The sequence below is a fragment of the Promicromonospora thailandica genome, assembly GCF_024171955.1.
Lineage (GTDB): Bacteria > Actinomycetota > Actinomycetes > Actinomycetales > Cellulomonadaceae > Promicromonospora > Promicromonospora thailandica.
Genome location: NZ_JAMTCS010000005.1, coordinates 209,418 through 233,029, shown reverse-complemented (window position 1 = coordinate 233,029; position 23,612 = coordinate 209,418). Strand labels below are relative to the sequence as shown.

At 72.6% G+C, this 23,612-nt stretch carries 18 protein-coding genes and 1 tRNA gene; 13 read left to right on the top strand and 6 right to left on the bottom strand.

Annotated elements, in window-relative coordinates; genetic code table 11:
- Positions 1-131 precede the first annotated feature (131 nt).
- From APR03_RS09870 to APR03_RS09850, 5 genes are read left to right on the top strand one after another with little or no spacing between them, the layout of a single operon-like run.
- The gene (locus tag APR03_RS09870) at positions 132-1,901 is read left to right on the top strand and encodes an ABC transporter substrate-binding protein (RefSeq protein WP_253835200.1); all 1,770 of its coding nucleotides are present in this window, start codon (positions 132-134) and stop codon (positions 1,899-1,901) included.
- Between the two features lie 3 nt (positions 1,902-1,904).
- Positions 1,905-2,900 (top strand): ABC transporter permease, encoded by a 996-nt coding sequence (locus tag APR03_RS09865; RefSeq protein ID WP_253835198.1) that lies wholly within the window; start codon positions 1,905-1,907, stop codon positions 2,898-2,900.
- Entirely contained in the window at positions 2,897-3,835 is a 939-nt protein-coding gene (locus tag APR03_RS09860) for an ABC transporter permease (protein ID WP_253835196.1), read from the top strand. The genes APR03_RS09865 and APR03_RS09860 overlap by 4 nt, the downstream gene beginning before the upstream one ends.
- Positions 3,835-4,785 (top strand): ABC transporter ATP-binding protein, encoded by a 951-nt coding sequence (locus APR03_RS09855; protein ID WP_253835195.1) that lies wholly within the window; start codon positions 3,835-3,837, stop codon positions 4,783-4,785. The genes APR03_RS09860 and APR03_RS09855 overlap by 1 nt, the downstream gene beginning before the upstream one ends.
- Positions 4,785-5,771 (top strand): ABC transporter ATP-binding protein, encoded by a 987-nt coding sequence (locus APR03_RS09850; RefSeq protein ID WP_253835192.1) that lies wholly within the window; start codon positions 4,785-4,787, stop codon positions 5,769-5,771. Before APR03_RS09855 ends, APR03_RS09850 begins: the two co-directional genes overlap by 1 nt.
- 158 nt (positions 5,772-5,929) lie before the next feature.
- Here the strand turns inward: APR03_RS09850 and APR03_RS09845 are convergent, their stop codons facing one another.
- Entirely contained in the window at positions 5,930-6,856 is a 927-nt protein-coding gene (locus tag APR03_RS09845; protein WP_253835190.1) for a L,D-transpeptidase, read from the bottom strand.
- Between the two features lie 92 nt (positions 6,857-6,948).
- Between APR03_RS09845 and APR03_RS25215 the strand changes: the two genes are divergently transcribed.
- Positions 6,949-8,232 carry a helix-turn-helix domain-containing protein gene (locus tag APR03_RS25215; protein ID WP_253835188.1) on the top strand — a complete coding sequence of 428 codons (1,284 nt, stop codon included), beginning with the start codon at positions 6,949-6,951 and terminating at the stop codon, positions 8,230-8,232.
- Between the two features lie 196 nt (positions 8,233-8,428).
- Here APR03_RS25215 and APR03_RS09835 read toward each other — a convergent pair whose 3' ends face one another.
- Positions 8,429-9,664, bottom strand: coding sequence for an MFS transporter (locus APR03_RS09835; protein ID WP_253835187.1), 1,236 nt, complete (start codon positions 9,662-9,664; stop codon positions 8,429-8,431).
- Between the two features lie 508 nt (positions 9,665-10,172).
- Here APR03_RS09835 and APR03_RS09830 point away from each other — a divergent pair.
- Positions 10,173-14,210, top strand: coding sequence for a PDDEXK-like endonuclease domain-containing protein (locus APR03_RS09830; protein ID WP_253835185.1), 4,038 nt, complete (start codon positions 10,173-10,175; stop codon positions 14,208-14,210).
- 150 nt (positions 14,211-14,360) lie between these two features.
- Positions 14,361-14,594: a hypothetical protein gene (locus tag APR03_RS09825; RefSeq protein WP_253835183.1), complete on the top strand. Its 234-nt coding sequence runs from the start codon at positions 14,361-14,363 to the stop codon at positions 14,592-14,594.
- Positions 14,595-14,736: 142 nt separating this feature from the next.
- Here APR03_RS09825 and mscL read toward each other — a convergent pair whose 3' ends face one another.
- The 3 genes from mscL to APR03_RS09810 form a co-directional block, all read right to left on the bottom strand.
- Positions 14,737-15,159, bottom strand: a complete 423-nt coding sequence (mscL, locus tag APR03_RS09820) for a large conductance mechanosensitive channel protein MscL (RefSeq protein WP_253835181.1) — start codon at positions 15,157-15,159, stop codon at positions 14,737-14,739.
- A gap of 174 nt (positions 15,160-15,333) precedes the next feature.
- Positions 15,334-16,101 (bottom strand): RcpC/CpaB family pilus assembly protein, encoded by a 768-nt coding sequence (locus tag APR03_RS09815; RefSeq protein ID WP_253835179.1) that lies wholly within the window; start codon positions 16,099-16,101, stop codon positions 15,334-15,336.
- 312 nt (positions 16,102-16,413) lie between these two features.
- The gene (locus APR03_RS09810) at positions 16,414-16,746 is read right to left on the bottom strand and encodes an FmdB family zinc ribbon protein (RefSeq protein WP_253835177.1); all 333 of its coding nucleotides are present in this window, start codon (positions 16,744-16,746) and stop codon (positions 16,414-16,416) included.
- A gap of 279 nt (positions 16,747-17,025) precedes the next feature.
- Here APR03_RS09810 and APR03_RS09805 point away from each other — a divergent pair, with 279 nt between their 5' ends.
- On the top strand, positions 17,026-19,605 hold the full coding sequence (locus tag APR03_RS09805) for a penicillin acylase family protein (protein WP_253835175.1): 2,580 nt from the start codon (positions 17,026-17,028) through the stop codon (positions 19,603-19,605).
- Between the two features lie 62 nt (positions 19,606-19,667).
- Here the strand turns inward: APR03_RS09805 and APR03_RS09800 are convergent, their stop codons facing one another.
- On the bottom strand, positions 19,668-20,312 hold the full coding sequence (locus APR03_RS09800; RefSeq protein WP_253835173.1) for a 5-formyltetrahydrofolate cyclo-ligase: 645 nt from the start codon (positions 20,310-20,312) through the stop codon (positions 19,668-19,670).
- A 226-nt stretch (positions 20,313-20,538) separates the two neighbouring features.
- On the opposite strand from APR03_RS09800, the gene APR03_RS09795 reads away from it, so the two are divergent.
- The 4 genes from APR03_RS09795 to APR03_RS09780 all read left to right on the top strand — a co-directional run bounded on the left by APR03_RS09795 (position 20,539) and on the right by APR03_RS09780 (position 23,571).
- A complete protein-coding gene (locus APR03_RS09795; protein WP_372494823.1) occupies positions 20,539-21,150 on the top strand; it encodes a GNAT family N-acetyltransferase in 612 nt (203 codons plus the stop codon).
- Between the two features lie 60 nt (positions 21,151-21,210).
- Positions 21,211-22,257 (top strand): hypothetical protein, encoded by a 1,047-nt coding sequence (locus APR03_RS09790; RefSeq protein WP_253835171.1) that lies wholly within the window; start codon positions 21,211-21,213, stop codon positions 22,255-22,257.
- Between the two features lie 64 nt (positions 22,258-22,321).
- A tRNA-Ala gene (locus tag APR03_RS09785) sits at positions 22,322-22,394 on the top strand.
- Positions 22,395-22,716: 322 nt separating this feature from the next.
- Positions 22,717-23,571, top strand: coding sequence for a DUF899 domain-containing protein (locus tag APR03_RS09780; RefSeq protein WP_253835169.1), 855 nt, complete (start codon positions 22,717-22,719; stop codon positions 23,569-23,571).
- Positions 23,572-23,612 lie beyond the last annotated feature (41 nt).

Sequence of the window (23,612 nt, the reverse complement as noted above, 5' to 3'; positions counted from 1 at the left end):
GTCAATTGCGCAACATAGGTGACAAACCTTGACCAACCCGCGCCGGGGCTAGAACGATGCTCACCAACCCGGACGCGACGGAGCGGCCGGTCCGCACGACGGCCGTGCGGGGTTGGACGAGAGGATCGACGATGTTCCTTCGACAGACCAGGTCCCGGGGCGTGGCGGCCCTGGTGGCGGCCACGGCGGCGGGCGCACTGCTCGCCGGCTGCTCCGGTGGCGGCGGTGGGAGCGCACCCACGTCCAACCCGTACGCCTCCGCGGAAGGTATGGATGCGGCCAACGAGCTCGTGGGGGAGTACCCCCGCGAGGAGACCGTCTTCACCAGCGGCACCCAGTGGGGTCCGCCGTCGTCGTGGAACCCGATCCCGGGTGCGGGCGGCGCGACCGGCCTCGGCGGGCTCGTCTACGAGCCGCTCTTCCAGTTCGACCCGATCAGCCTCGAGCTCAAGCCGTGGCTCGCCGAGGGCGGCGAGTGGACCGGCGACGACACCTACGAGCTCACCCTCCGCGACGGCCTCACCTGGCAGGACGGCGAGACCCTCGACGCCGAGGACGTCGTCTTCACCGCGGAGCTCGGCAAGGTCGACGCCGTGCCGTGGAGCAACCTGTGGACCTGGCTCGACAAGGTCGAGGCCACCGACGACACGACCGTCGAGTTCACCTTCTCCGACCCGCGCTACCAGGAGTGGGACAACTGGCTGTACACCACCATGATCGTGCCGGAGCACATCATGGGTGACTGGTCGGACGACGAGCTGCTGTCCAACCCGAACGAGGACCCGGTCGGCTCCGGCGCGTTCAAGTTCTCCGCCGTCGGCCAGGACCGCATGGTCTGGGAGCGCAACGACGACTGGTGGGCCAAGAGCGAGCTCGGCCTCGAGATGCCGATGAAGTACATCGTCGACGTGGTGAACACGTCCAACGAGGTGGCGCTCGGCCTGATGCTCTCCGGCAGCCTGGACCTGAGCAACAACTTCCTGCCCGGCGTCAACACGCTCGCCGACTCCGGCCAGGTCAGCACCTACTACGAGGGCAAGCCGTACATGCTCGCCGCGGCGTCGGCGAACCTGATCCCGAACCAGACCCGGGCGCCGATGGACGACGTCGACTTCCGCCAGGCCCTCGCCCGCTCGATCGACGTCGACAAGATCGTCACCAACGCGTACGGCGGCCTGGTGCAGAAGGCGCACCCGTCCGGCCTGGTGCCCGCGTTCGAGGAGTACTACGACGAGGACGTCGCCGCGGAGCACGGCTTCGCGTTCGACGCCGACGAGGCCAGGTCGATCCTGGCCGACGCCGGCTACGAGGACACCGACGGCGACGGGTTCGTCGAGACGCCGGACGGCGAGGCCATCGACCTCAAGCTGATCGTGCCCGCGGGCTGGACCGACTGGATGGAGGCGGCCCGCGTCATCGCGGAGGACGCCTCGGCCGCCGGCATCAAGGTCACCGCCGACTTCCCCGACGCCGGTGCCCTGGACGACGCCCGTGCCACGGGCGACTTCGACCTGCTCATCAACGGCAACGCCGGCGTGAGCAACACCCCGTGGACGTACTACAACTACGCGTTCTACCAGCCGATCCAGGAGCAGATGCTCGCGGGCAACTTCGGCCGGTACGAGGACAAGGAGGCGTGGGAGCTGGTGCAGGCGCTGTCGCGCACCGAGAGCGGCACCCCGGAGTTCACCGAGGCCCTGTCGGCCGTGCAGGAGAAGTTCATGACCGACCTGCCGCTGATCCCGCTCTGGTACAACGGCGCCTGGGCCCAGTACAACGAGTCGCAGTGGACCAACTGGCCGAAGGAGGGTCGCGAGGACGCGTACTTCCCGGTCCTGTGGAACGGGTACGTGCAGCTCGGTGGTCTGAACACCCTGCTGGCCCTCGAGCCCGCCTCCTGACGCATGCGCGGTTACCTCGCCCGCAAGACCCTGGTGTACGGGCTCACGTTCGTCGTCGCGGTCACGCTGAACTGGCTGATCCCCCGGCTCATGCCGGGGGATCCGGTCCAGCGCATGGTGGCCCGCGCCGCCGTGCAGCATCCCGAGACCATCGAGTCGATGACCGTGTACTACGAGCGCATGTTCGGGCTCGACCTGCCGATCTGGCAGCAGTACCTGAACTACTGGGGGTCGCTGTTCCGCGGTGACCTGGGTACGAGCGTGTGGCTGTTCCCCACGCCCGTGAGCCAGGTGGTGCTCGACGCCGTGCCCTACACGCTCGGCATCATGATCCCCGCGATCGTGCTGAGCTTCGTGATCGGCAACACCGTGGGGGCCATGGCGGCGCGCAGCCGCTGGCTCGACAACGTGGCCCTGCCCGTCGGGTACCTGATCACGGCCATGCCGTACATGTGGCTCGCGATCCTGCTCGCCTGGGGGCTCGGCGTCGCGCTCGGCTGGTTCCCCGTGGCGGGCGGGTACGACTTCGGGCTGGTGCCGCAGTGGTCGTGGTCGTTCGCGGCCGACCTGCTGCACCACTGGGTGCTGCCCTTCCTGTCGCTCTTCCTGGTCTCGCTGGGCGGGTGGGCGATCGGCATGCGCAACCTCATCATCTACGAGCTGGAGTCGGACTACTCGAACTACCTGTCCGCGCTCGGCGCGCCGCGGCGGCTCGTGCGGCGGTACGCGTTCCGCAACGCGATGCTGCCGCAGATCACGGGCCTGGCGCTCCAGCTCGGCACCGTGCTGGGCGGCGCCCTGGTCACCGAGATCGTGTTCGCCTACCCGGGCCTGGGCAAGCTCGTGCTGTCCGCGATCCAGAACCAGGACTTCTTCCTGCTGCAGGGCACCCTGCTGTTCGTGGTGATCGGCGTGCTGGTGGCCAACTTCGTGATCGACATCGTCTACGTGCTGGTCGACCCCCGCACGCGGACCGGGCTGACGGGGGCGACGGCATGACCGCGACACAACCGACCACGGGACCCGGGACCGAGGCGACCGAGCAGCCCGGGGTGACCGGAGCGCCGTCGGGTAGCCGGAAGCCCGGGGGAGACGTGCGCGAGACGCTGTACTTCGCGCTGCGCAACCCGAAGGTGCTGGTGGGCGGGTTCGTGGTGCTCGCCTTCCTGCTGCTGGGGCTCATCGGGCCCGCGTTCCTGCGGTACGCGCCGATGGACTACGCGGGGCCGCCGATGGCGCCGCCGGGCGGCGACTTCCCGCTGGGCACCACGACGTTCGGGCAGGACGTGTTCGCGCAGTTCGTGGCCGGCCTGCGGTCCACGTTCCTCGTGGGCGTGCTGGGCGGCGCCGTCGCCGCGGTGATCGGCATGACGATCGGGTTCGTCGCGGGCTACCGCGGCGGCCTGATCGACGAGCTGCTCAACATGCTGACCAACGTGGTGCTCGTCATCCCCGGCTTCGTGGTGCTCATCATCATCAACGCCTACCTGGGCGTGCGCAGCGTGCCCATGCAGGCGCTGTACATCGGCATCTTCAGCTGGCCCTGGGTCGCGCGCGCCGTGCGCTCCCAGACGCTGTCGCTGCGCTCGCGGGACTTCATCGACCTGGCGCGGCTGTCCGGGGTGGGGGTGGGCACCATCCTGCGGCGCGAGGTCGCGCCCAACATGTACTCCTACCTCTTCATGACGTTCGTGCTGCTGTTCGGCGGGTCCATCCTGACGGCGGCCTCGCTGGACTTCATTGGGCTCGGGCCCACCAACGCGATGTCGCTCGGCCTGATGATGAACCAGGCCGTGCAGTGGAGCGCGCTCCACCTGGGCCTGTGGTGGTGGTTCGTGCCACCGGGGCTCGGCATCACGCTCATCGTGGGCTCGCTCTACATCATGAACGTCGGGCTCGACGAGGTCTTCAACCCCAAGCTGCGGGAGACGTGATGGCACTTTCCGTGACCGACCTCCGGGTCTACTACCGCACGCTCAAGGGGGACGTGAAGGCCCTCGACGGCGTCACGTTCGACGTGGCCGACGGCGAGATCATGGGCATCGCCGGCGAGTCCGGCTGCGGCAAGACGACGCTCGGCAAGGCCCTCATCCGGCTCGACAACCGCATGCGGCACGCGGGCGGCACCGTCGCCCTCGACGGCGAGAAGCTCCCGATCGCCGACGACGCCGCCATGCGGCGGCACCGCTACCGCGAGGTGTCCCTCATCCCGCAGTACGCGATGTCGGCGATGAACCCGACCCGCAAGATCGGCAAGATGATCCGCGACCTGCTCGCCGCGCACGGCGTGCGGTACGCCGAGGTGCTGCCCGAGCTCGAGCGGCGTCTCGCGCTCGTCGGCCTCGACGCCGAGGTGCTGAAGCGGTACCCCATCGAGCTGTCCGGCGGCATGAAGCAGCGCGTGGTGCTCGTGCTCTCCACCCTGCTCAACCCGTCGCTGCTCATCGGCGACGAGGTGACGTCCGCGCTCGACGTCTCCTCGCAGAAGGCCGTGGCACGGGCGCTCGTCGAGTTCCGCGACCACGGGTTCGTCCGGTCGATGGTCGTGATCACCCACGACATCTCCGTGCTGTTCCAGGTGGCCGACACCATCCTGGTCATGTACGCCGGGCACCTCGCCGAGAAGGCCCCCGCCCGGACCATCATCGACGAGCCCCTGCACCCGTACACCAAGATGCTCATCGGGGCGCTGCCCCAGGTGGGCGACCGGTACGACGAGCAGCAGCTCAGCGGCATCGAGGGGCGGCCGCCGTCGCTCCTGAACCCGCCGACGGGCTGCCGGTTCCGGGACCGCTGCCCCCTCGCCCACGACCGGTGCGCCGAGGCACCCCCGTTCCGCGAGGTGGCCGAGGGCCACCAGGTCGCCTGCTGGGCGGTGAGCTGATGCTGACCCTCGACCGGCTCGACAAGGTCTACCGCACCGGCACCTTCGGCACGTCCGACCTGCACGCCGTACGGCAGGTCACGCTCGACGTGCAGCGCGGCGAGGTGGTCTCGCTCATCGGGGAGTCCGGCAGCGGCAAGTCCACCATCGGCAAGATGGTGCTCCACCTGCTCGACTCCTCGGGCGGCACCATCACCTTCGACGGGCGCGACGTCACCCACCTCGGCTTCCGGGCGCGGCGCGAGTACTACCGCAAGGTCCAGGGGGTGTTCCAGGACCCGTTCAGCTCGTTCAACCCCATCTTCAAGGTGGACCGGACGTTCGAGACGCTGCGCCGCTCCTACTTCCCGCGGGTGTCCTCGTCCGACTGGCGCGGCCGCCTCGAGGAGGCGCTGGCCGCGGTCAGCCTCGAACCCGGCGACATCCTCGGCAAGTTCCCGCACCAGCTCTCCGGCGGACAGCTCCAGCGCCTGCTCATCGCGCGCGCCCTGCTGCTCGACATCGAGCTGCTCGTGGCCGACGAGATCATCTCCATGCTGGACGCCTCCACCCGCATCGACGTGCTCAACCTCCTGGTCGAGCTCAAGTCCCGCGGCCTCGGCATCCTGTTCGTCACGCACGACCTCTCGCTCGGCAACTACGTCTCCGACCGCGTGGTCATCCTCTACAAGGGGCGCGTCGTGGAGCGCGGGGTGACGGCGGCCGTCTTCGACGACCCCCTGCACCCCTACACGCGCGACCTGCTCGCGTCCGTGCCCCACCTCGACCGCACCTGGGAGGACGTCGAGGCCGAGGAGGCCGAGCGGTCGGCGGCCCTCGCCGGGCGCTGCCTCTACCACGAGGCGCTCGCGGCACAGGGGCGCGCGCTGGGAGAGGAGGCGTCGGCCGCGGACGGCGACGACGTCGGGCTCGTGGAACACTCCCCGGGCCACTTCGTCGGGTGCTTCCGGCTCGCGGCGGGCGACCCCTGCCCGGCGGGGGCGTGACGGCGGGGGGGCTGACGGCGGGGGTCTGACGGCGGCCGGGAAGGCCGCCCCGCGGAGCCGTGTCGCTCTGGGTAGACCCTGTCTACCCAGAGCAACACGCGCCCGCGGGCCGGGCCCTCTTCCGCCCGGCGCCTCTCGTGCGTCCTGCGGCCCAGGCCCTACGTCCTGACCAGGACGGGCACGCCGGGATCCAGGTCGGTGAACCGCTCGAAGTCGGCAGGCGCGAGGCGCACGCAGCCGTTGCTCAGCGCCTGGCCCTGGCCGACCCCCGCGTGGAGCGCGGTGGCGGCGTAGTCGGTGCCGTAGAACCCGTCGAGCGACTCGCTCTGCATGGACAGGAACACGGTCAGCCCCGTGTTCACCGCCTCCGTGACGGTGAACACCTGGGTGAGCCCGAGCGGGGTGGGCGTCTCGGGCGCGCCGACGGCGGCGGGGAAGTCCTCCTGCGTGCCGTCGGCCCGGGTCAGGGTCACCGTGCGGTCGGACAGGTCGATCACGACCGACCGCCGCTCCGCCCGCAGCACGACGTCGTCCGCGCGCAGCCAGCCCGCCGTCCCGTTGACCCGGTCCGGGTCCTGCGACGGCAGCGCGCCGCGGCCGTAGGGCACGAGCACGCGGACCCAGCCGGGCCGGCGGTCGAGCACGAGCCAGCGGGCCTCGGCGTCGTAGTAGGCGTTCTCGAGCGCGAGCACCGGCTGCTCGGTCACGTCCGGCCGGGCCCAGGCCGGCGTGCGTCCGGCCTTCGGCTGCGCGACCGAGCCCGGCAGTCCGTCGAGCGCGGTGACCTCGACCTGCGGCAGCTCGCCCGGCAGGAGCGTGTCGATCCGGGGAGCGGGCAGGCTCGCGAGCGCGAAGGCGGCCGGGGTCGGGCTGGGGGTCGGCGTGGGGCTGGGTGCGGCGGGCGTCGCCGAGGCTGTCCCGGGGGCCGAGGCGACGCCCTCGCCGTCGGGCCGCAGGGCCAGCCAGGCCAGGGCGGCCAGCACCACGAGGAGCACGCCCGCGGCCACCCACGTCCCTGTGCGGGACGTGCGCGGCCGGGCCTGCTCCGACGACGGGTCCGGGTGCGCACCGAGCGTCTCAGCCATTCTCAGAACGATACCGGGCTGACACATCTGTCCGATATCTTCGTACGCGTCCGACTTGCCCCACTGCCGCAACCCACCGAGGAGAGATCGCCGTGGCCACCGCCGACCGGACGTTCCCCACCACGAGCGTCCCGACGCGCCGTTCCCGCAACCTCGTGCTGACCGGCGCGATATCCGTCGCCCTGATCTCGACCGGGTCCGCGTACCTGGCCATGGTGCAGTTCGGCATCGACGTGCTGGCGATGAACCAGGGCACGGCCTACGCGACCGCGGGCGTCTTCGAGCTCTCGCTGGTCACCGTCGCGCTGCTGGCCCGCGAGGCCGCGCGCGACAACCGGCCCGGTGGCACCCTGCTGGCGCTGACCTGGGCGCTGTCGTCGGCGTCCGGCGTGTTCGCGGCCTGGCACGAGGCGTACATCGGCCACCCCGTGGGCGCCGTGCTCTTCCGGTTCGTGGTGCCGCTCCTGGCCGCCCTCATGTGGCACCTGGCGCTCATCGGCGACCGGCACCTGGCCACCGGCACGTCGTGGTCGGCCCTGCGGCAGTCGGCGCGGATGCACGCGCTGTTCCTCACCACGGAGGACCTGTTCCGGGCGCAGAGCCTCAACGACGGCTCGCGCGCCGCGCGTCGTCGGCTCGCCAAGGCGGAGGCGGGCCGACGCCGGGCGCGCTCCGTGGCGCTGCGCACCGTGCCGCCCACCGAGATGCGCGCGCAGGTGGCCGCCTGGTGCGAGGCGCTGGCCGCCGTGGGGGACGGGACGGCCGACGTGGCCCGTCTGCACCTCGCCGACCGGCAGCGGCTGACGGGCATCCTGACCGACGAGTACCTGGGCCTGCCCGCCGGCTTCGCCGAGGACGGCGATGCCGGGGTCGGAAGCGATGGTGTCGGCGCGCCCGAGTACGAGTGGCGGGCCGCTGCCGCGGTCGCGGACGAGGCGGGTATGACGCGCGGTGCGGGGGCGTACGCCCGGCCCGGCGACGGCGGCGGGGTGTTCGACGGGCAGGCGGCGGCGCCGGAGGGCCGGGGTGCGCGGCGCGCCGCGGCGCTCGACATGACGCGCCAGGGCGTGACCGAGCGGGCGCCGGAGGCCGACGTCGACCCCTCGGCCGGTGCGGGCGAGGACGTGCCCGCGGAGCCCGCCGAGGCGGCGGCGCGGGCCACGGAGAACGTGCGGCAGGCGATCCCGCGGCGCCGGGCGCCGCGGCGGAACACGCAGCTCGGCACCGAGGACGCGGAGCGCATGCTCGACCTGCGCACCAAGGGCCGCACCTACCAGGAGATCGCGGAGGAGGTCGGCGTCAGCCGGTCGACGGTCAGCAAGCGTGTGCGGGAGTACACCGAGACGGGCGGCATCCCGATCGTGAAGGCACGCTGAGCTCGGTCGGTTGCGACGGGGGCAGCGGGGGTGGCGCTCAGTTCGGTCGGTTGCGACGGGGGCAGCGCTCGATTCGGTCGGTTGCCCCCAGATCGGTCCTTCGAGCGACCGAACTGAGGGCAAGCGACCGACCTGAGGGCCGCCCCCGTCGCAACGGACCGAAATGGTGGCGGGTGCAGGTCGCAGGCCCGCGGGTCTACTCCCGCGGCGCCGCGCCCGCGTGCGCGATGTTGCCGAGCGAACGCCAGACGAGCGCGAGCGTGATGCCCGCGCCCGCGCACGCGAACCACCAGGGAGCCACGAGTCCCCAGTGCTCGGCGATGACGCCGCCCAGCAGCTGTCCCAGCGCGATGCCGCCGAACACGCAGATCATGTAGATGGACCCCACCCGGCCCTGGAACTCGCGCGGCACGGCGCGCTGTCGCACGGTCGTGGAGAGCGTGCCCCAGACGAAGGCGTACACGCCGAACACACCCATGATGAGGATGGCCGCCCACGCCGTCGTCGCCACGGCGAAGGCCGCGTGGTAGAGCACCTCGAGCGTGAGGCACACCCGCATCAGCGTGGCCAGGGGGACGTGCCGCTCCAGCCAGCCGTAGGCCACGGTGCCGACGATCCCGCCGACGGCGCCTGCCGTGGTGAGCAGCCCGTACTGGACCTCGGTCATGTGCAGGTGGTCCAGGGCGTACTTGACCAGTACCGCGCCGGGCGCCGCCCAGGTGATGTTGAACGTGAGGATGACGAGCGCGAGGGTGCGCACGGGCGCGTGGTGCCAGATCCAGCGCAGCCCCTCCGCGATGTCCTGCCGCACGTGGGTCCGCTCGCGGCGGGGCGCGACCTCGGGCAGCCGCACCCGCGAGACCAGGACCACGGCGAGCGCGACGCTGACCACCTGGACCACGAACGGCCACACCATGCCCGCGGCGAACAGGAACGCGCCGACGGGCGGGCCGACGAACTGGTTCGCCGTGAGGAACCCCGCCTGGAGGCGCTGGTTGCCGGTGCCGAGGTCCTTCGGGTCCACGAGCATGGGCAGCAGGGTCTGCTGCGTGGTGTCCGCGAACACCTCGGCCGTGCCCCAGAGGAACATCGCGGCCAGCACCAGGCCGATCGAGACCGTTCCGGTGGCGACGAACACGCACAGCAGCGCGATGACCAGCGCGCGGACGGCGTTGGCCACGACGACGACCAGGCGGCGGTCGAGCCGGTCGGCGAGCACGCCCGCCCAGAGCCCGAAGACGAGCCACGGCAGCCGCTCGAGCATGGCGGCGAGCGCGACGAGGAAGGCGCTGTCGGTCTGCGACGCGACGAGGAGGGGACCCGCGGCGAGCGCGATGCCGTCGCCGATGTTGCTGGTCCACGAGGCCGAGACCAGCCACCGGAAGGGGCGGCCCAGCCGGCGGGGAAAGACGGTCTCGACGAGTGCGCTCACAAACGTTCGAGTCTAGGAGACGCCGTCCAGGCTTTTTTCCACCCTCGTGAGGAGGGTGAACCGCGGGCCGGGACCGGTGGTCCGGAGGGTGATATCCCGGTGCCCTCGGGGGGCTTTCGGGGCGTCCGGCAGCGCCCGCCGACGAGGCGACGACCGTGCTCGAAAACGGCGGGAAGACGAGGAAGAACATCTCCGCGACGGGGTTCCGGAGCGACTTTCGACATCGTTTTCCAGGCAGCGGAAAAGTGAGTTGGACGAGCGTCCGACTCGGTGTTGACGTCCGCCGGGAACAGGTGCAGACTCTCACAAGACGGTGCGCATCGCCCGCCCCCTGCGCGGTGCGCATCGTCATCACCCCGTCGGGCTCAGGCCCGTCTGCGAAGCCCCTTCGGACCCCCTGCCGGAGGGGCTCTTGCATTCCGCCGCGCACGCCCCAGGTCAGGTGGTCCGGCGTGGCGCGCGGCGTGGCGTCCGGAGCTTGCGCGCGCCCCGCGGTTAGTTTGCTGGGGTGAACGCTGCACGCCGCCAGACCGCAGCCGCTCCCGAGAGCTCGGTGGACCTCACCGAGGAGCTCTCGGCCGCGCTGCGTGACGAGAACGTGGACCCGGCTACCGAGCTGGCCGCGTCGGAGGCCCCGGGGTCCACACCAGAGACTCCGCGGGACCCCATGTCCGAGTCGGTCGCGCGCTGGCGTGCCGGGCTCGTCCGCCTCGCCGGAGGCTCCTCCCTCGCCGACGTCGGGCTGCTCGGCGAGGCGGTCATCGACCTGTCGTCGGCGCACCCGTCGGGCGTCGCCCAGCTCTTCGCGGGCCGGCCCACGCGCCTCTCCAACCTGGTCCGTGAGCCCGGCGCGCTGCCGACCGCGCGCCGTCGGGCCCGGGCCGTCGCGGCCCGCTCCGCCGAGCACGCGCAGCGGTACGGGGTGTCGCCCACCTACCTTGCGATCGGCGTCGCCACGTGGACCCAGCGCCCGGCGTCCGCCGACGGCGGCGCCGACGACATGGAGGCCATCACCCGCGTGCTGGGGCCGGCGAACGTGTCGCGGGCGCAGGAGCAGGACTCGGCGGACAGCCCCGACGACGCGCCCGCCCTGACCGGGTCGGTGCCGATCGTCACGCTCGCCATGCCCTCCGGCCGGCCGCTGCCCGCCGACGAGCAGGACGACGGCCCGCGCGTGGTCCGCGCGCCCGTCATCCTGCGACCGGTCACGCTCACGCCGCGCAGCGACGGCGAGGGCGACTACGACATCACGCTCGACACCGCCGCCGAGATCAACCCCGTGGTGGCGCGCGCCCTGCGGGCCCACGGCGCGCTGCTCGACCCGGCCGCGCTGGCCAAGGCGACGTTCACGCTCGCGGGCTTCAACCCCACCGACGTGCTCGACCGCGTGGCCAGCCTCGGCTCGGCGGTGCTCGGCGAGTTCCAGCTCGACCGGCGCGTGCTCGTGGGTACGTTCGTGCACCCCGGCCAGGTGCTGGTCGACGACCTCGACGAGCTCGGTCCGGCCCTCGGGCGGCACGAGGTGGTCTCCGCCCTGGGCGGTGTCGACGCCTCGGTGCGCGGCCTCGCCGCGGCGGACCTGCCCGAGCCGCGGGTGGGCGACGCCGACCCGGCGCACGAGCGCGGCGTCGGCGACCTCGACCCGCACCAGCGGCACGTCGTCGACGCCCTCGCGACCGGCAGCCACCTGTTCGTCGACGCCCCGGTCGGGTCCGACGCGGCGGGCACGCTCGCCGCCGTCGTCGCCGAGGCCAACGCGAGCGGCCGGTCCGTGCTGTACGTGCCGGGGCACCGCCGGGCCGCCGACGCGCTGGCCGCACGGCTCGACTCGCTCGGCCTCGGCGGCCTGCTGCTCGACATCGCGCCCGTGCCGACCTGGCGCACCCTGACGTCGCGCCGCCTGCTGGAGGCCATGGCGCCCGCGCAGGAGCGGATCGACGTCGACGACGTGGCCCGCGTGCGGGACGCCCTCATCGGGTCGCGGGCGCAGCTCGCCGGTTACATCGAGGCGCTGCACCGGGTCAGGACGCCGTGGGGCGTCTCGGCGTACGACGCCCTGCAGGCCCTGGCCCGGCTCACCTCCGAGCGGCCGGCTCCCGCGACCCGCGTGCGGCTCGGTCCGGAGCAGGTGCTCGCCCTGGACGCGCAGCGACGTGCGGAGCTCGCGGCCGACCTGCAGCGCGCGGCCGAGCTCGGGGCGTTCACGCTCACGTCGTCGTCCAGCCCGTGGTTCGGCGCGCACATCCTGACCGACGACGACGCCCGCGCCGTCCTGGCCCGGGTGACCCGCCTCGCGGAGCACACGCTGCCGGAGCTGCGTGACCAGATCGAGTACGTGGCCCGGGTGACGGGCCTCGTCAAGGCCACCACAGCGCGTCAGTGGGGCGAGCAGCTCACGATGCTCGGCGGCATGCGCGGCACGCTCGACGTGTTCCAGCCGATGGTGTTCGAGCGCACCGCCGCCGACATGGTGCAGGCCACGGCGTCCCGCCGGCAGCGCGCGGAGCAGGGCGTGGAGATGGGCTGGCTCACCCGGCGCCGGCTCAAGCGCCGGGCGCGCGAGATGGTGCGGCCGGGCGTGCGCGTGCCCGACATGCACGCGGCCCTCGTCGAGGTGCAGCGCCAGCGTGAGGTGTGGCAGGCGCAGTGCCCGCGCGGCGGCTGGCCCACGCTCCCCGAGGGCCTGGCGGGCGTCGAGGAGACCTATGAGGCGGTGCGGATCGACCTCGAGGCGCTCGAACCGGTGCTGCGGTCCTCGCACGCGGGCGGCGACCTGCTGGACCTCGATCTGTTCGCCATGGTGCAGCGGTTCGCGTCCCTGTCGGAGACGCGCGACGCCCTGGCCCAGCTCCCCGAGCGGACGGCGCTGCTGCGCCGGCTGCGCGCGTCGGGGCTCGGCGACCTCGTGGACGACCTCGGCGGCCGCCGGGTCGAGGCCGACCTGGTGGGCCCGGAGCTGGAGCTCGCGTGGTGGTCGTCGGTGTTCGAGCAGATCCTGGCCACCGAGCCCGACCTCGCCGGACAGGACGGTGCGGGCCTCGACGCGCTGGCCGGCCGGTTCCGCGAGCTGGACCGGCGGCACGTCGCGTCGCTGTCCGCACCCGTGCGGGCGGCGGTGCGGGCGCACCTCGGCGCGGCCATGCGCGAGGAGCGGGACGACGCCGAGGCCCTCTACGCCCGGCTCGTCGAGGGCGGCCTGACGTCGATGCGCGACCTGGTGTCCGCCCACGGCTCGACCGTGCGGCGGCTGCGGCCCACCTGGGTCTCGACGCCGACCATGGTGCCGCACCTGCTGCCGCCGGAGCGCAGCGCCGACCTCGTGATCCTCGACGCCGTGCAGCACGTGCCGGTCGAGGTGGTGGTGCCCGCGCTGGCCCGCGGCCGCCAGATCGTGGTGGTGGGCGACCCGCGGTCGGCGTCGGGCACCGCGGTGCGGGACCTGGCGCGGCTGCTGCCGCGGGTGACGCTCCAGCCCGAGCCCGCGCGGCGGGACCCGCGGCTCACCGCCCTGCTGGCGGAGCACGGCTACGAGGGGATCCTGCGGCCGGCGCCGTTGCCGCGCACCGAGGCGCTGGTGCACTTCTCGCTCGTGGACGGCACGGGCATGCCGGACCCGGCCTCCGGCACCGTCGAGTCGACGACGGCGGAGGTCGAGCGGGTGGTCGACCTCGCGATCGAGCACGCCATGACCCGGCCGGAGGAGACCTTCGGCATCGTCACCGTCACGGCCGCGCACGCCGACCGGATCCGCGAGCGGCTGCTCGCCGAGGTCCGGGCCAACCCGGCCCTGGCGCCCTTCTTCGCCGGCTCGCGGCCCGAGCCCGTGGTGGTCGCGGACGTGACCGGCGTGGCCGGTCTGGCCCGGGACACGATCGTGCTGACCCTCGGCTTCGGCCGCACGCCGCACGGCCGCGTGCTGCACCGGTTCGGCGTGCTGGGCGAGGCCGGCGGCGACGCGATGCTGCTCGGCGCGCTCGGGGCGGCGCGCAAGCGGCTGCACGTGGTGTCGTGCTTCCCGGCGTCCGACCTGGACCCGGAGCGCCTGCGCGGGCCCGGCCCGCAGCTGCTGTCGCGCGTGCTGTCCTTCGCGGAGCAGCGGTCGGGCCTGGCGGACCAGGTGGAGATCGGCAACGGCGTGGACGTGGCGCGGTCGGTCGACCGGCTGGTCGTGGACCTGGGGGAGCGGCTGTGGCGCTCCGGCCTGGTGGTCGAGACCGACTACGGGCTGCCGGGCGGAGACCGCATCCCGCTCGCCGTGGGGCACCCGGACCTGCCGGGTGAGCTGCTCGTGGCCGTGCTGACCGACGACGCCGCCTACGTGGCCGAGCCCTCGATCCGCGTGCGTGACCGGCAGCTCGCCGAGCGCCTGGAGCGGCTGGGCTGGGTCGTGGCGCAGGTGTGGTCGGCCGCGGCGTTCCTCGACCCGGACGCCGAGGCGGAGCGGGTGCGGCGCGTGGTGCTGTCGGTGCGGGACGCGCGGGTCGGGGTGTCCGGCGGGGTCGCGCCGGCGGCTGAGCTGGTGGTGCCGCAGGTGCTGGACGACTGAGCTCTGCCGGCGGATCTCGCGAGGTCGGCACTTCGCCTCGAGATCGGTCAAGGCCTGGACCGATCTCGGGGCAGAGTGCCGACCTCGCAGGAGTGTGCGGACCCCGACTCGTGTGGGGCCGGTGGGCGGGGGGCGGGGGACAATGGGGGCGTGAACGAGTCCGAGGAGAAGAGTGCCGAGGTGGTGCCGAGCGGCGACGTGCCCCGGCGTCGGGGGCCCCGGCGAGCCGTGCGGCGGGGGAACGAGCGTGAGGCGGTGCCGGGCGTGAGCGCGGACGAGCGGGCAGCGGGCTGGGGCGAGGACGCCGAGGACCGGGCCGCTGCCGGTGGACACGGCTCGAACGACGAACAGCTCCGCCGCGACGTGCCGCCGCACTGGGGCTGACGGTCACCGGGCCGACGGTTACCGGGCTGGCGGTTACCGGGCCGACGACGGCGGTGGTCCGGACCGGCGGGACGCCTCCCGGCACGCCGACGGCACCCGCCCTCGACGCTGAGGGCGGACGCCGGGGTGGTGGATCAGGGGGTCAGAGCGACGGCCGGTCTGTGCCGGCGTTCTGCGCGCGCAGCAGATCGCGGATCTCGGTGAGCAGCACGACCTCCTCGGCGGCAGCCTCCTCGACGACCTCCTCGGGCTTCTTGCGCAGCGACTGCAGCTTGTTGACCGGCACGATCACGAAGAAGTAGATGGCCGCCGCGATCAGCAGGAACATGATCAGGCCCTGGATGAAGAGACCGATCGGGAACTCGGTCCTGCCGCCGTGCCAGTTGGGCACCTCAAAGGCGATCGCACTGAAGTTCGGCGCCCCGACGAGCCAGCCGATGAGCGGCATGATGAAGCCCTGCACGAGGCCGTCGATCACCGCAGCGAAAGCCCCGCCGATGACCACCGCGACCGCCAGGTCGAGCACGTTGCCGCGCGTGATGAATTCTCTGAAACCCTGAAGCATCCTGTTTCCCCTGCCGTCGTTCACGAATGGTGCGAGCCGCCGGGACCGGCCCGGTCATGGATTCTCCGGTTCGTTCGAAGGCACCGCATCTCGAACGGGACATTCCGCAGAATTGCCGGTGCTGTTTCGGCCCACTATGCACCGCGGTGCGCGGCATTGTCTCGGGCTGCCGTCTCACGGGACCAGCACCGCCGTCACCGAGCCCCAGCCCGAGCCTGCCGAGAGCTGTGGGGCGTCGTCCGGCCCGACCGCGACGAGCGTGACGGGCCGGTCTGACTCGGTGGCGCTCCCGAGCAGTCCGCCCGTCGCCTCCGGCCGACGACCGGCGGGGACCGGGAGCACCAGCGCGTCGCGGGCGAGGTACCGGGGCTCGGTCGCCGGATCGGCACCCGACGTCGTACCGGCCAGCAGGTCGACGCGGTCGCCGGGGCGCAGCAGGGCGGCGACGGCGTCGTCGGACAGGCGGACCGGGACGACCACCGTGCCGCGTGGGGCGGCCGCGGAGACGCCGTCGTCAGAGACGAGGGCGGCGTGGACCGGGGCGCCCGCCGGCAGCCCGACCACCGCCGCGCGACCCAGCAGACCGTGCACGGAGCGGGCCGCCGCCGGTGGGGCGACCTCGGCCGCGATGGGCCGCAGGACGACGTCTTCGCTGGTCAGCTGGGTTCCGGCCGCGACGGGGCGGGTGGTGACGGCGACGTCGACCGTCGGCGGAGGGGCCGGTCGCAAGAGGTTCACGGTGAGCGCCGCCGCGAGCCCGAGGAGCACCGCGGCGAGCACGTGCCGGTGCCGCCGGAGCAGGCGCCGCACGCGGTGGGCGACCGTCGGCGGGCGGATGCCGGGGGAGGTGGACCCGGTGCGGTCCGTCGGGCCCGGTGCCGCGCGGCGCCACGGGGTGTCCGGCGCCGGGGTCGGCTCGGTGAGCGTGTCGAGAAGTCCCATGGCCGGGACGCTATGCGCCGGGCCGGGGCTACGGGGGCGGACATCGGCCGACCTGTGCACGACCACGCGAGAACGAAGCCTGTGGTCACGCTCCGAGCCCTGGGCGCCCGACATCAGGGTCTGCCACTGCGCATCCTGATGTGCGCGCACCCTGCGCCGGGTCGCCCCTCGCTCGGTCCCTCGCCGCAGCCGACCGACGAGTTCGGTCGCCTGCCCCGAGATCGGTCGATCGAACGACCGATCTCAGGGCAGACGACCGAAGTCAGGGCGTCACGCGGAAGGGGCGACGCGAAGGGCGTCAGGCGTAGGTGCTCAGGCCGAGGCAGCCTGGGAACCGCCGGAGGTGCTGGACGACGAGCCGGACGACCCCGACGCGGACGAGCCGCTGGACGACGACGAGCTGCTGCTCGACGACGACGAGCTCGACGAGTCCGAGCCGCCGGCCTTGACCGTGCTGCTGGTCGAGGTGCTGCGCGAGTCGGTGCGGTAGAAGCCGGACCCCTTGAACGTGACCCCGACCGAGCTGAAGACCTTCCGCAGCCTGCCCTGGCATTCCGGGCAGACGGTCAGCGACTCGTCGCTGAACTCCTGGTGGATGTCGAACGCGTGGCCGCAGTCGGCACACCGGTACGCATAGGTGGGCACGTGCACTCCTCTGGGACGTCAGGCCGGTCGGAGGCGGCACGCGCACGCCCGCACCAGGCCTGGCACTCGGGGTTTCCGAGTGCCAATACTAACGGTCGGGCGGCGGCGGATAGTCCCAGGATCTCCCGACGGCGTTCACCTGTGCGCGTTCACTCAATGTCTGGGGCGGACGGTAGTCTCCACTGCGTGTCCGCGACCACTTCCGCCGAGCCTGCCGAGCCCGCCGAGACCGCCACTCCTGAACCCCCGCGACCGCGTCGCCGTCGCACCCGTACGTCCATGGTTCGTCAGTTCCTGGTCGGTACGGCCGTGGTCCTCGTGCTGGTCCTGGTCGCTCTGACGACCTTCGGCTGGCTCACGGCCCGCCGGCCGCTCCCGGAGCTCTCCGGGGAGGTCCAGCTCGAGGGGCTGAGCTCCGACGTGCGCGTCAGCCGCGACGCCCAGGGCGTGCCGCAGATCTACGCCGACTCCGCCGAGGACCTGTTCCGTGCGCAGGGCTACGTGCACGCGCAGGACCGGTTCTTCGAGATGGACTACCGCCGGCACGTGACCGCCGGCCGCCTGGCCGAGCTCGTGGGCAACAACGAGGACGCGATCCAGGCGGACAAGGTCATCCGCACCTTCGGCTGGCGGCACGTCGCGGAGGAGGAGTTCAACATCCTCGACGACGCGACCCGGCAGTACCTGCAGGCGTACGCGGACGGCGTGAACGCCTACCTCGCGGACCGCAGCCCCGCCGAGACGGCCGTGGAGTACACGGTGCTCGACGTCAGTGTCGAGGTGAACGAGCCCGAGCCCTGGGACCCGATCGACTCGCTCGCCTGGCTCAAGGCGATGGCCTGGGACCTGCGCGGCAACTACGAGGACGAGCTCGACCGTGCGCTGGCCTACAGCACGCTGGGCGACGCCTCCCGGGTGGCCGAGCTGTTCCCCGCGTTCTCGGGCACGGGCAACGCGCCGATCCTCGACCCGGCCGAGGTCGCCGCCGGGCAGGCGACGCAGCCGGTGCAGGGTGCCGAGAACGCGTCGGCCACGAAGGAGGTCTACGGGAGCCCCGCCCTGGCGGAGGCCATGGGGGCAGCACAGCGCGCGCTGGACTCGGTGCCCGTGCAGATCGCACGTGGTGAGGGCACGGGCTCGAACTCGTGGGCGGTGTCGGGCCGTTTCACCGAGTCGGGCAAGCCGATCCTGGCCAACGACCCGCACCTCGACCTCGCGGCGCCGGGCATCTGGGCGCAGGTGGGCCTGCACTGCAACCAGGTGGGACCCGAGTGCCCGTTCGACGTGTCCGGGTTCTCCTTCTCCGGGTTCCCCGGCGTGATCATCGGGCACAACGCGGACCTCGCCTGGGGCCTGACCAACATGGGCGCCGACGTCACCGACTTCTTCATCGAGCGGGTCCGCAACGACACCTACCTGCGCGGGGCCGACGAGTGGGTGCCGATGGAGACGGAGACCGAGGTGATCCGGGTCGACGGCGGGAGCCCGATCGACCTGGAGGTCCGGCGCACCGTCCACGGCCCGATCATCTCGTCGGTCATGGGCGAGACCGACATGGACGCCGTGCGCGGCGCGCCCACCGAGACCGGCACCCAGCTCGGCCAGTACGAGATCTCGCTCCAGTGGACGGCGCTCGAGCCCGGGCACACGGCCGACGCCGTCTTCGCGATGAACCGGGCGCGCACCCCCGCGGACATGAAGGCGGCGGCCGCCCAGTTCGAGGTGCCGGCGCAGAACATCGTCTTCGCGACGACGGACGGCCACATCGGCTACCAGGCGCCGGGCAAGATCCCGGTGCGGGCGAGCGTGCCGGGCGCGGTGGAGTCGGACGGCTCGTGGCCGCGGCCGGGCTGGGACGCGCGGTACGACTGGACCGGCTACGTGCCGCAGGAGCAGATGCCGAGCGTGCTGGACCCGAAGGAAGGGTTCGTCGTGGCGGCCAACCAGGCAGTGCTGCCCGGCGGCAAGGGCCCGTTCCTCACCCGGGACTGGGACTACGGGTACCGCTCCGAGCGCATCCGCGAGCTGTTGGGCAACCGCATCGCGGACGGGCGCAAGCTCAGCTCCGCCGACATGACCGCGATCCAGATGGACCAGTGGAGCGTGTTCGCCGACACCCTGGTGCCCGTGCTGCTGGCGGTCGACCTGCCCGAGGGCTACGAGTCGGACGGTCAGGACCTGCTCGCCGACTGGGACATGTCGATGGACGCGGACTCCGCCGCCGCGGCCTACTTCGCCGCCGTGTGGCGCAACCTCCTGAAGATCACGTTCAACGACGAGCTGCCGGAGACCATGTGGCCGGACGGCGGCAGTCGCTGGCTGGCCGTCGTCAAGGGCATGCTCGACAACCCCAACGACGCGTTCTGGGACGACAAGTCGACCGTGGCCGTCGTGGAGAGCCGGGACCAGGTGCTCAGCGAGGCTCTGACCAGTGCGCGCCAGGACCTCACCGTCGAGCTCGGGAAGGACACGAGCGACTGGGAGTGGGGCACGCTGCACCAGCTCCGCCTCGAGCACCTGGTGCTCGGCGGCCCCGGCATCCCCGCCCCGATCTCGCTGTACGTGAACCCGGCGCCGACGAAGGTCGGTGGCGGCTCGTCGATCGTCAACGCGACGGCATGGGATGCCTCGAGCGGCAGCTTCGACGTGACCAGCGGCCCGTCGATGCGCATGGTCGTGGACATGGCCGACCTCGACGCCTCGACGTGGGTGGTGGTGACCGGCACGTCGGCGCACCCGGCGTCGGCGCACTACGCCGACCAGCTCGCCGCATGGGCGGCGGGGGAGACGTTCCCGTGGCCGTTCAGCGCGGAGGCGGTCAGCGCCGCGCAGGAGGACGAGCTGATCCTCACGCCGTGAGCGGTGCCCCGTGGGCCGGGTTCGTCGTGACGAGCCCGGCCCACGGCCGTCCTACGGCGGGCTCAGCCCAGCCAGCGCCAGTCGGTGGTGGTTGCGACGGCGTGCACCAGGATGTCGTGCTCCTCGCGCGGCAGGGGGTGCTCGTCGGCGTCGTACACCTCTTCCGGGAAGACGACGGCGACCACCTTCGCCCCCGGCCGCAGGTGCGTGAGGGCGCGGTCGTACCAGCCGCCGCCCTGGCCGAGCCGCACTCCGCGCGAGTCGACGGCGAGAGCCGGCGCCAGGACGACGTCGGCCAGCTTGGTGGCGTCGGTGCCGAGCGTGGGGCCGCCCGGCTCGGGTGGGCGGCCGGGCGCGCGCTCCAGGAGGTCGTCGGGGCCGGTGTAGTCGGCCCAGTCGCGGGCCAGGCCCGCGCCGAGCACGGGGAGCAGCACACGGACGCCGCGGCCCGAGAGCCGTTCCAGCAGCGGCAGCATCCCCGGCTCCGCGCTGCGGGCCGCGTACGCCGCGACGCACCCGGCGTCGCGCACCTCGGGGATGGACTCGATGACGTCGGCGAACGCCTCCGCGGCCTGCGCACGCTGCCGGGCCGACCGGTGGCCGCGCTGCGCGCGGATCGCGCGGCGCAGCTCCTCCTTGGCGTCGGCTGTCTCCATCCCCGGGGTCACCGGGTACGGCTGTGGCGTCGGGACGGAGATGCCGCTCATGACCGCTATTGTGCCAAGACTCCGAGACTGGATTGTTACGAACAGTGGACGAAGAAGGCGAGAACATGACCGGGCGCCTGCTCGACAGGTCTCAGGCCACCGGGCGTGGTAGACCCTCTCCCACACGGGATACGCCGTGGGACGTGGCGAGGGGCGAACGAAGATGCCGTCGAGCAGGTCGGACGTGCCGGAAGGCACCACGGGAAAGTTTGTGAAGGGGTGGACGGTGGCCAAGCCATGGCCGGTGACGCTGCGTGAGGACACGCCCGCGGGAGCGGTCGTGCTGCGTCCGCTGCGGCGTCGGGACGCGACCGACTGGGCCCGCCTGCGGGCCGAGAACGCAGCCTGGCTCGAACGCTGGGAGGCCACGGCGCCGGGCGCGAACCGCTACATCGCCTCGACGTTCGGGGAGTACGTGCGCTCACTCTCGGCGCAGGCGCGGGCGGGGACGTCGCTGCCGTTCGGCGTCGACCTGGACGGCGAGCTCGTGGGCCAGCTGACGGTCTCGTCGATCACCTGGGGGTCCATGTGCTCGGCGAGCATCGGCTACTGGGTCAGCGAGCACGTCGCGGGTCGAGGCGTGATCCCCACCGCCGTCGCGATGGCCACCGACTACGCCTTCTTCCTCGGCCTGCACCGCATCGAGATCAACATCCGGCCCGAGAACAAGCCGAGCCTCCGCGTCGTCGAGAAGCTCGGCCTGCGGGACGAGGGCGTACGCGAACGCTTCCTGCACATCCAGGGCCAGTGGCGCGACCACCGCACCTTCGCCGTCACCGCGGAGGAGGTACCCGAGGGGCTGCTGGCGCGCTGGCAGCGTCTGCGGGAAGCGCTCTGACGCCGGGACACGCCGCACGCGGTGCGGCGGGGCCCGGTCATGCTCGCCTAACGTCGTGTAATGGAATCGACTGCGGGGCTGACGGCGGTAGCGCTGTTCGTCCTGTGGCTGGGCTACTGGATGCCGAGCCTGGTCCGTCGGCGGTCGGAGCTCGGCGACTCACGGGTGGCCGACAGGTTCTCGGTAGGGCTGCGCATCGTCGCGATGAGCGGCACCGACAGGAAAGGAGGGGCGATGGTGACTGACGGCAAGCCGCGGGGTACCGGACAGGGTGTGCCGCGCGTCGCCCACCCGACCCCGAAGGGCTACCCGCTCCAGATCATGGTCCGTGGCCGCCCGCTGACGGCGGAGCGCATCCGCCGCGTGGAGCGCCGGGCCCGGAGGGCGGCGCGGGCGCGTCGTCGTCTCATCGTGTCGGCGTTCCTGCTCGTGTGCAGCGTCGTCGCCTGGGCGCTCGTGGGCCTCGGCACGGTGCACTGGGGCGTCGCCGCGACGTCGACCGCCATGCTGCTGTTCGTGCTCTTCCTGGGCCGCCGCGCCGCGCGGGCCGCCCGCCGGGCCGACGCCCGCTGGCAGGCGACCGTGCGGGCCGCGCGCCAGCGTGCGACGCAGGCGCGGGCCCTCGCCAACGGCGGCCCGTACGCGCCGCGCAACCGGGCGCAGGTGACCGGCCTGGCCACGCACGGTTCCAGCACCGAGACCCAGGCGATCCCGCGGGTGACGCGCAAGGACGTGCTGGACGAGATCCTGGACGGCCCGTCGGAGCCCAAGGTCATCGAGGTCCCGGCGGAGCCCGAGCCTGCCCCGGAGGAACCCGCCGCGTCCGCGGAGGAGCCGTCGAGCGGTCGTGCCTGGGACCCGGTGCCCGTGCCGCTGCCCACCTACGTGACCAAGCCGGCGGCGCCGCAGCGCCAGCCGGCGGCGCTGCCGCCGTCGATCCCGGTTCCGACCCCTTCTCCGGCCGCTGCCGCGAAGGACGACGACGGGGCGCCCGGCGACCTGGCGGCCGAGGACGAGCTGCTGCGTGGCGAGCCGCCGCGCATGAAGTCCGAGACGCTGGCGACGCCCCTGGAGGAGATCCTGGCTCGTCGCCGGGCCGCCGGGTGACCTGCGCGACACGGGATCGAGTTGCGAGGCACCGGCGGTGAAGTGCTACTCTTCTGCAGTCCGAGGGGCTATGGCGCAGTTGGTAGCGCGTCTCGTTCGCAATGAGAAGGTCGGGGGTTCGAATCCCCCTAGCTCCACAGACGGAAACCCCGCTTGACCAGGGCAGATGCTCCGGTCAAGCGGGGTTTCTTCGTTGTCTAGGAGGTGTCGTCCGCAGATCGCGTCCCCCCGGCGCACCCCGAGGCGTCCGAGACCCTCGCTGAGGCGACCGAGGTCCAAACGCCGAGGGAACCCCGCCGGACGGATGTGCGGAGGCCGGCCTGCGCGGACCCGCCCGGACGCGGGACCGTCAGTGGTCGGGCGATCCACGCGGCGCGGGCGCTCGACACCGAAACTCCGTGCCGCGCTCCCGGGGCCAGGAATAGCCTGGGCCGACCGAACCAGCCAGGAGGAACAGCCATGCCGATGGAGAACCTGCCCGAGGTGGTGTCGTCCGAGGAGTGGCTCGCCGCACGCCGGGAGCTGCTGGCCCAGGAGAAGGAGCTCACGCGCCTCCGCGATCGCGTGAACGCGGATCGCCGACGGCTCCCCATGGTCCGCGTGGACAAGCCGTACACCTTCGTGGGCCCCGACGGTCCGGTGAGCCTGCTCGACCTGTTCGACGGACGCCGACAGCTCGTGATGCACCACTTCATGTGGCTCTACGACGTGGACGACGACGGCACCGAGCACCCTCGCGACACCGGTTGTCCGAGCTGTGCGTCGGCCGCCGACCAGATCCCGTCCCACCTGCGGCAGCTGCACGTCCGCGGCACGACGCTCGTCGCCGTGAGCCGGGCGCCCTACGAGACGATCGCCGCGTACCAGGATCGGATGGGCTGGACCTTCCCCTGGTACTCGTCGTTCGGGACTGACTTCAACTACGACTTCCACACGTCGATCGACCCGTCGGTCGCCCCGGTGCTGGTCCACTACCGCACCGAGGAGGAGCTCGCCGAAGCCGGCACACCGTGGGGCACGGGCTGGCGTACGCCCGGCGACTACCCCGGCATCAGCGCGTTCCTCCGGGTCGACGACGACGTCTTCCACACCTACTCCGCGTTCGGCCGGGGGATCGAGGGGTTCCACTACGGGATCCCGTACCTCGACCTCACGGCCCTGGGTCGGCAGGAGGAGTGGGAGGAGCCGCGGGGTCGTGCCACTCCGCTCGGCCTCCAGGTCGGCAGTCCCGGGCTCCGGCTGCCCGACGAGTACGGCGTCGACGACGGAGCCGACGAGGCCGGCGCATGCCGTTGCCACGAGCACGGACACTAGGTCGGAACCCCGCTTGACCAGAGCGGATGCTCCGGTCAGGC

Bases quoted from the DNA above. Each gene is read 5' to 3' on its own strand.
- APR03_RS09870 (WP_253835200.1), top strand. From the start codon at position 132: ATGTTCCTTCGACAGACCAGGTCCCGGGGCGTGGCGGCCCTGGTGGCG.
- APR03_RS09865 (WP_253835198.1), top strand. From the start codon at position 1,905: ATGCGCGGTTACCTCGCCCGCAAGACCCTGGTGTACGGGCTCACGTTC.
- APR03_RS09860 (WP_253835196.1), top strand. From the start codon at position 2,897: ATGACCGCGACACAACCGACCACGGGACCCGGGACCGAGGCGACCGAG.
- APR03_RS09855 (WP_253835195.1), top strand. From the start codon at position 3,835: ATGGCACTTTCCGTGACCGACCTCCGGGTCTACTACCGCACGCTCAAG.
- APR03_RS09850 (WP_253835192.1), top strand. From the start codon at position 4,785: ATGCTGACCCTCGACCGGCTCGACAAGGTCTACCGCACCGGCACCTTC.
- APR03_RS09845 (WP_253835190.1), bottom strand. From the start codon at position 6,856: ATGGCTGAGACGCTCGGTGCGCACCCGGACCCGTCGTCGGAGCAGGCC.
- mscL (WP_253835181.1), bottom strand. From the start codon at position 15,159: ATGCTTCAGGGTTTCAGAGAATTCATCACGCGCGGCAACGTGCTCGAC.
- APR03_RS09815 (WP_253835179.1), bottom strand. From the start codon at position 16,101: ATGGGACTTCTCGACACGCTCACCGAGCCGACCCCGGCGCCGGACACC.
- APR03_RS09805 (WP_253835175.1), top strand. From the start codon at position 17,026: ATGGTTCGTCAGTTCCTGGTCGGTACGGCCGTGGTCCTCGTGCTGGTC.
- APR03_RS09800 (WP_253835173.1), bottom strand. From the start codon at position 20,312: ATGAGCGGCATCTCCGTCCCGACGCCACAGCCGTACCCGGTGACCCCG.
- APR03_RS09790 (WP_253835171.1), top strand. From the start codon at position 21,211: ATGGAATCGACTGCGGGGCTGACGGCGGTAGCGCTGTTCGTCCTGTGG.
- APR03_RS09780 (WP_253835169.1), top strand. From the start codon at position 22,717: ATGCCGATGGAGAACCTGCCCGAGGTGGTGTCGTCCGAGGAGTGGCTC.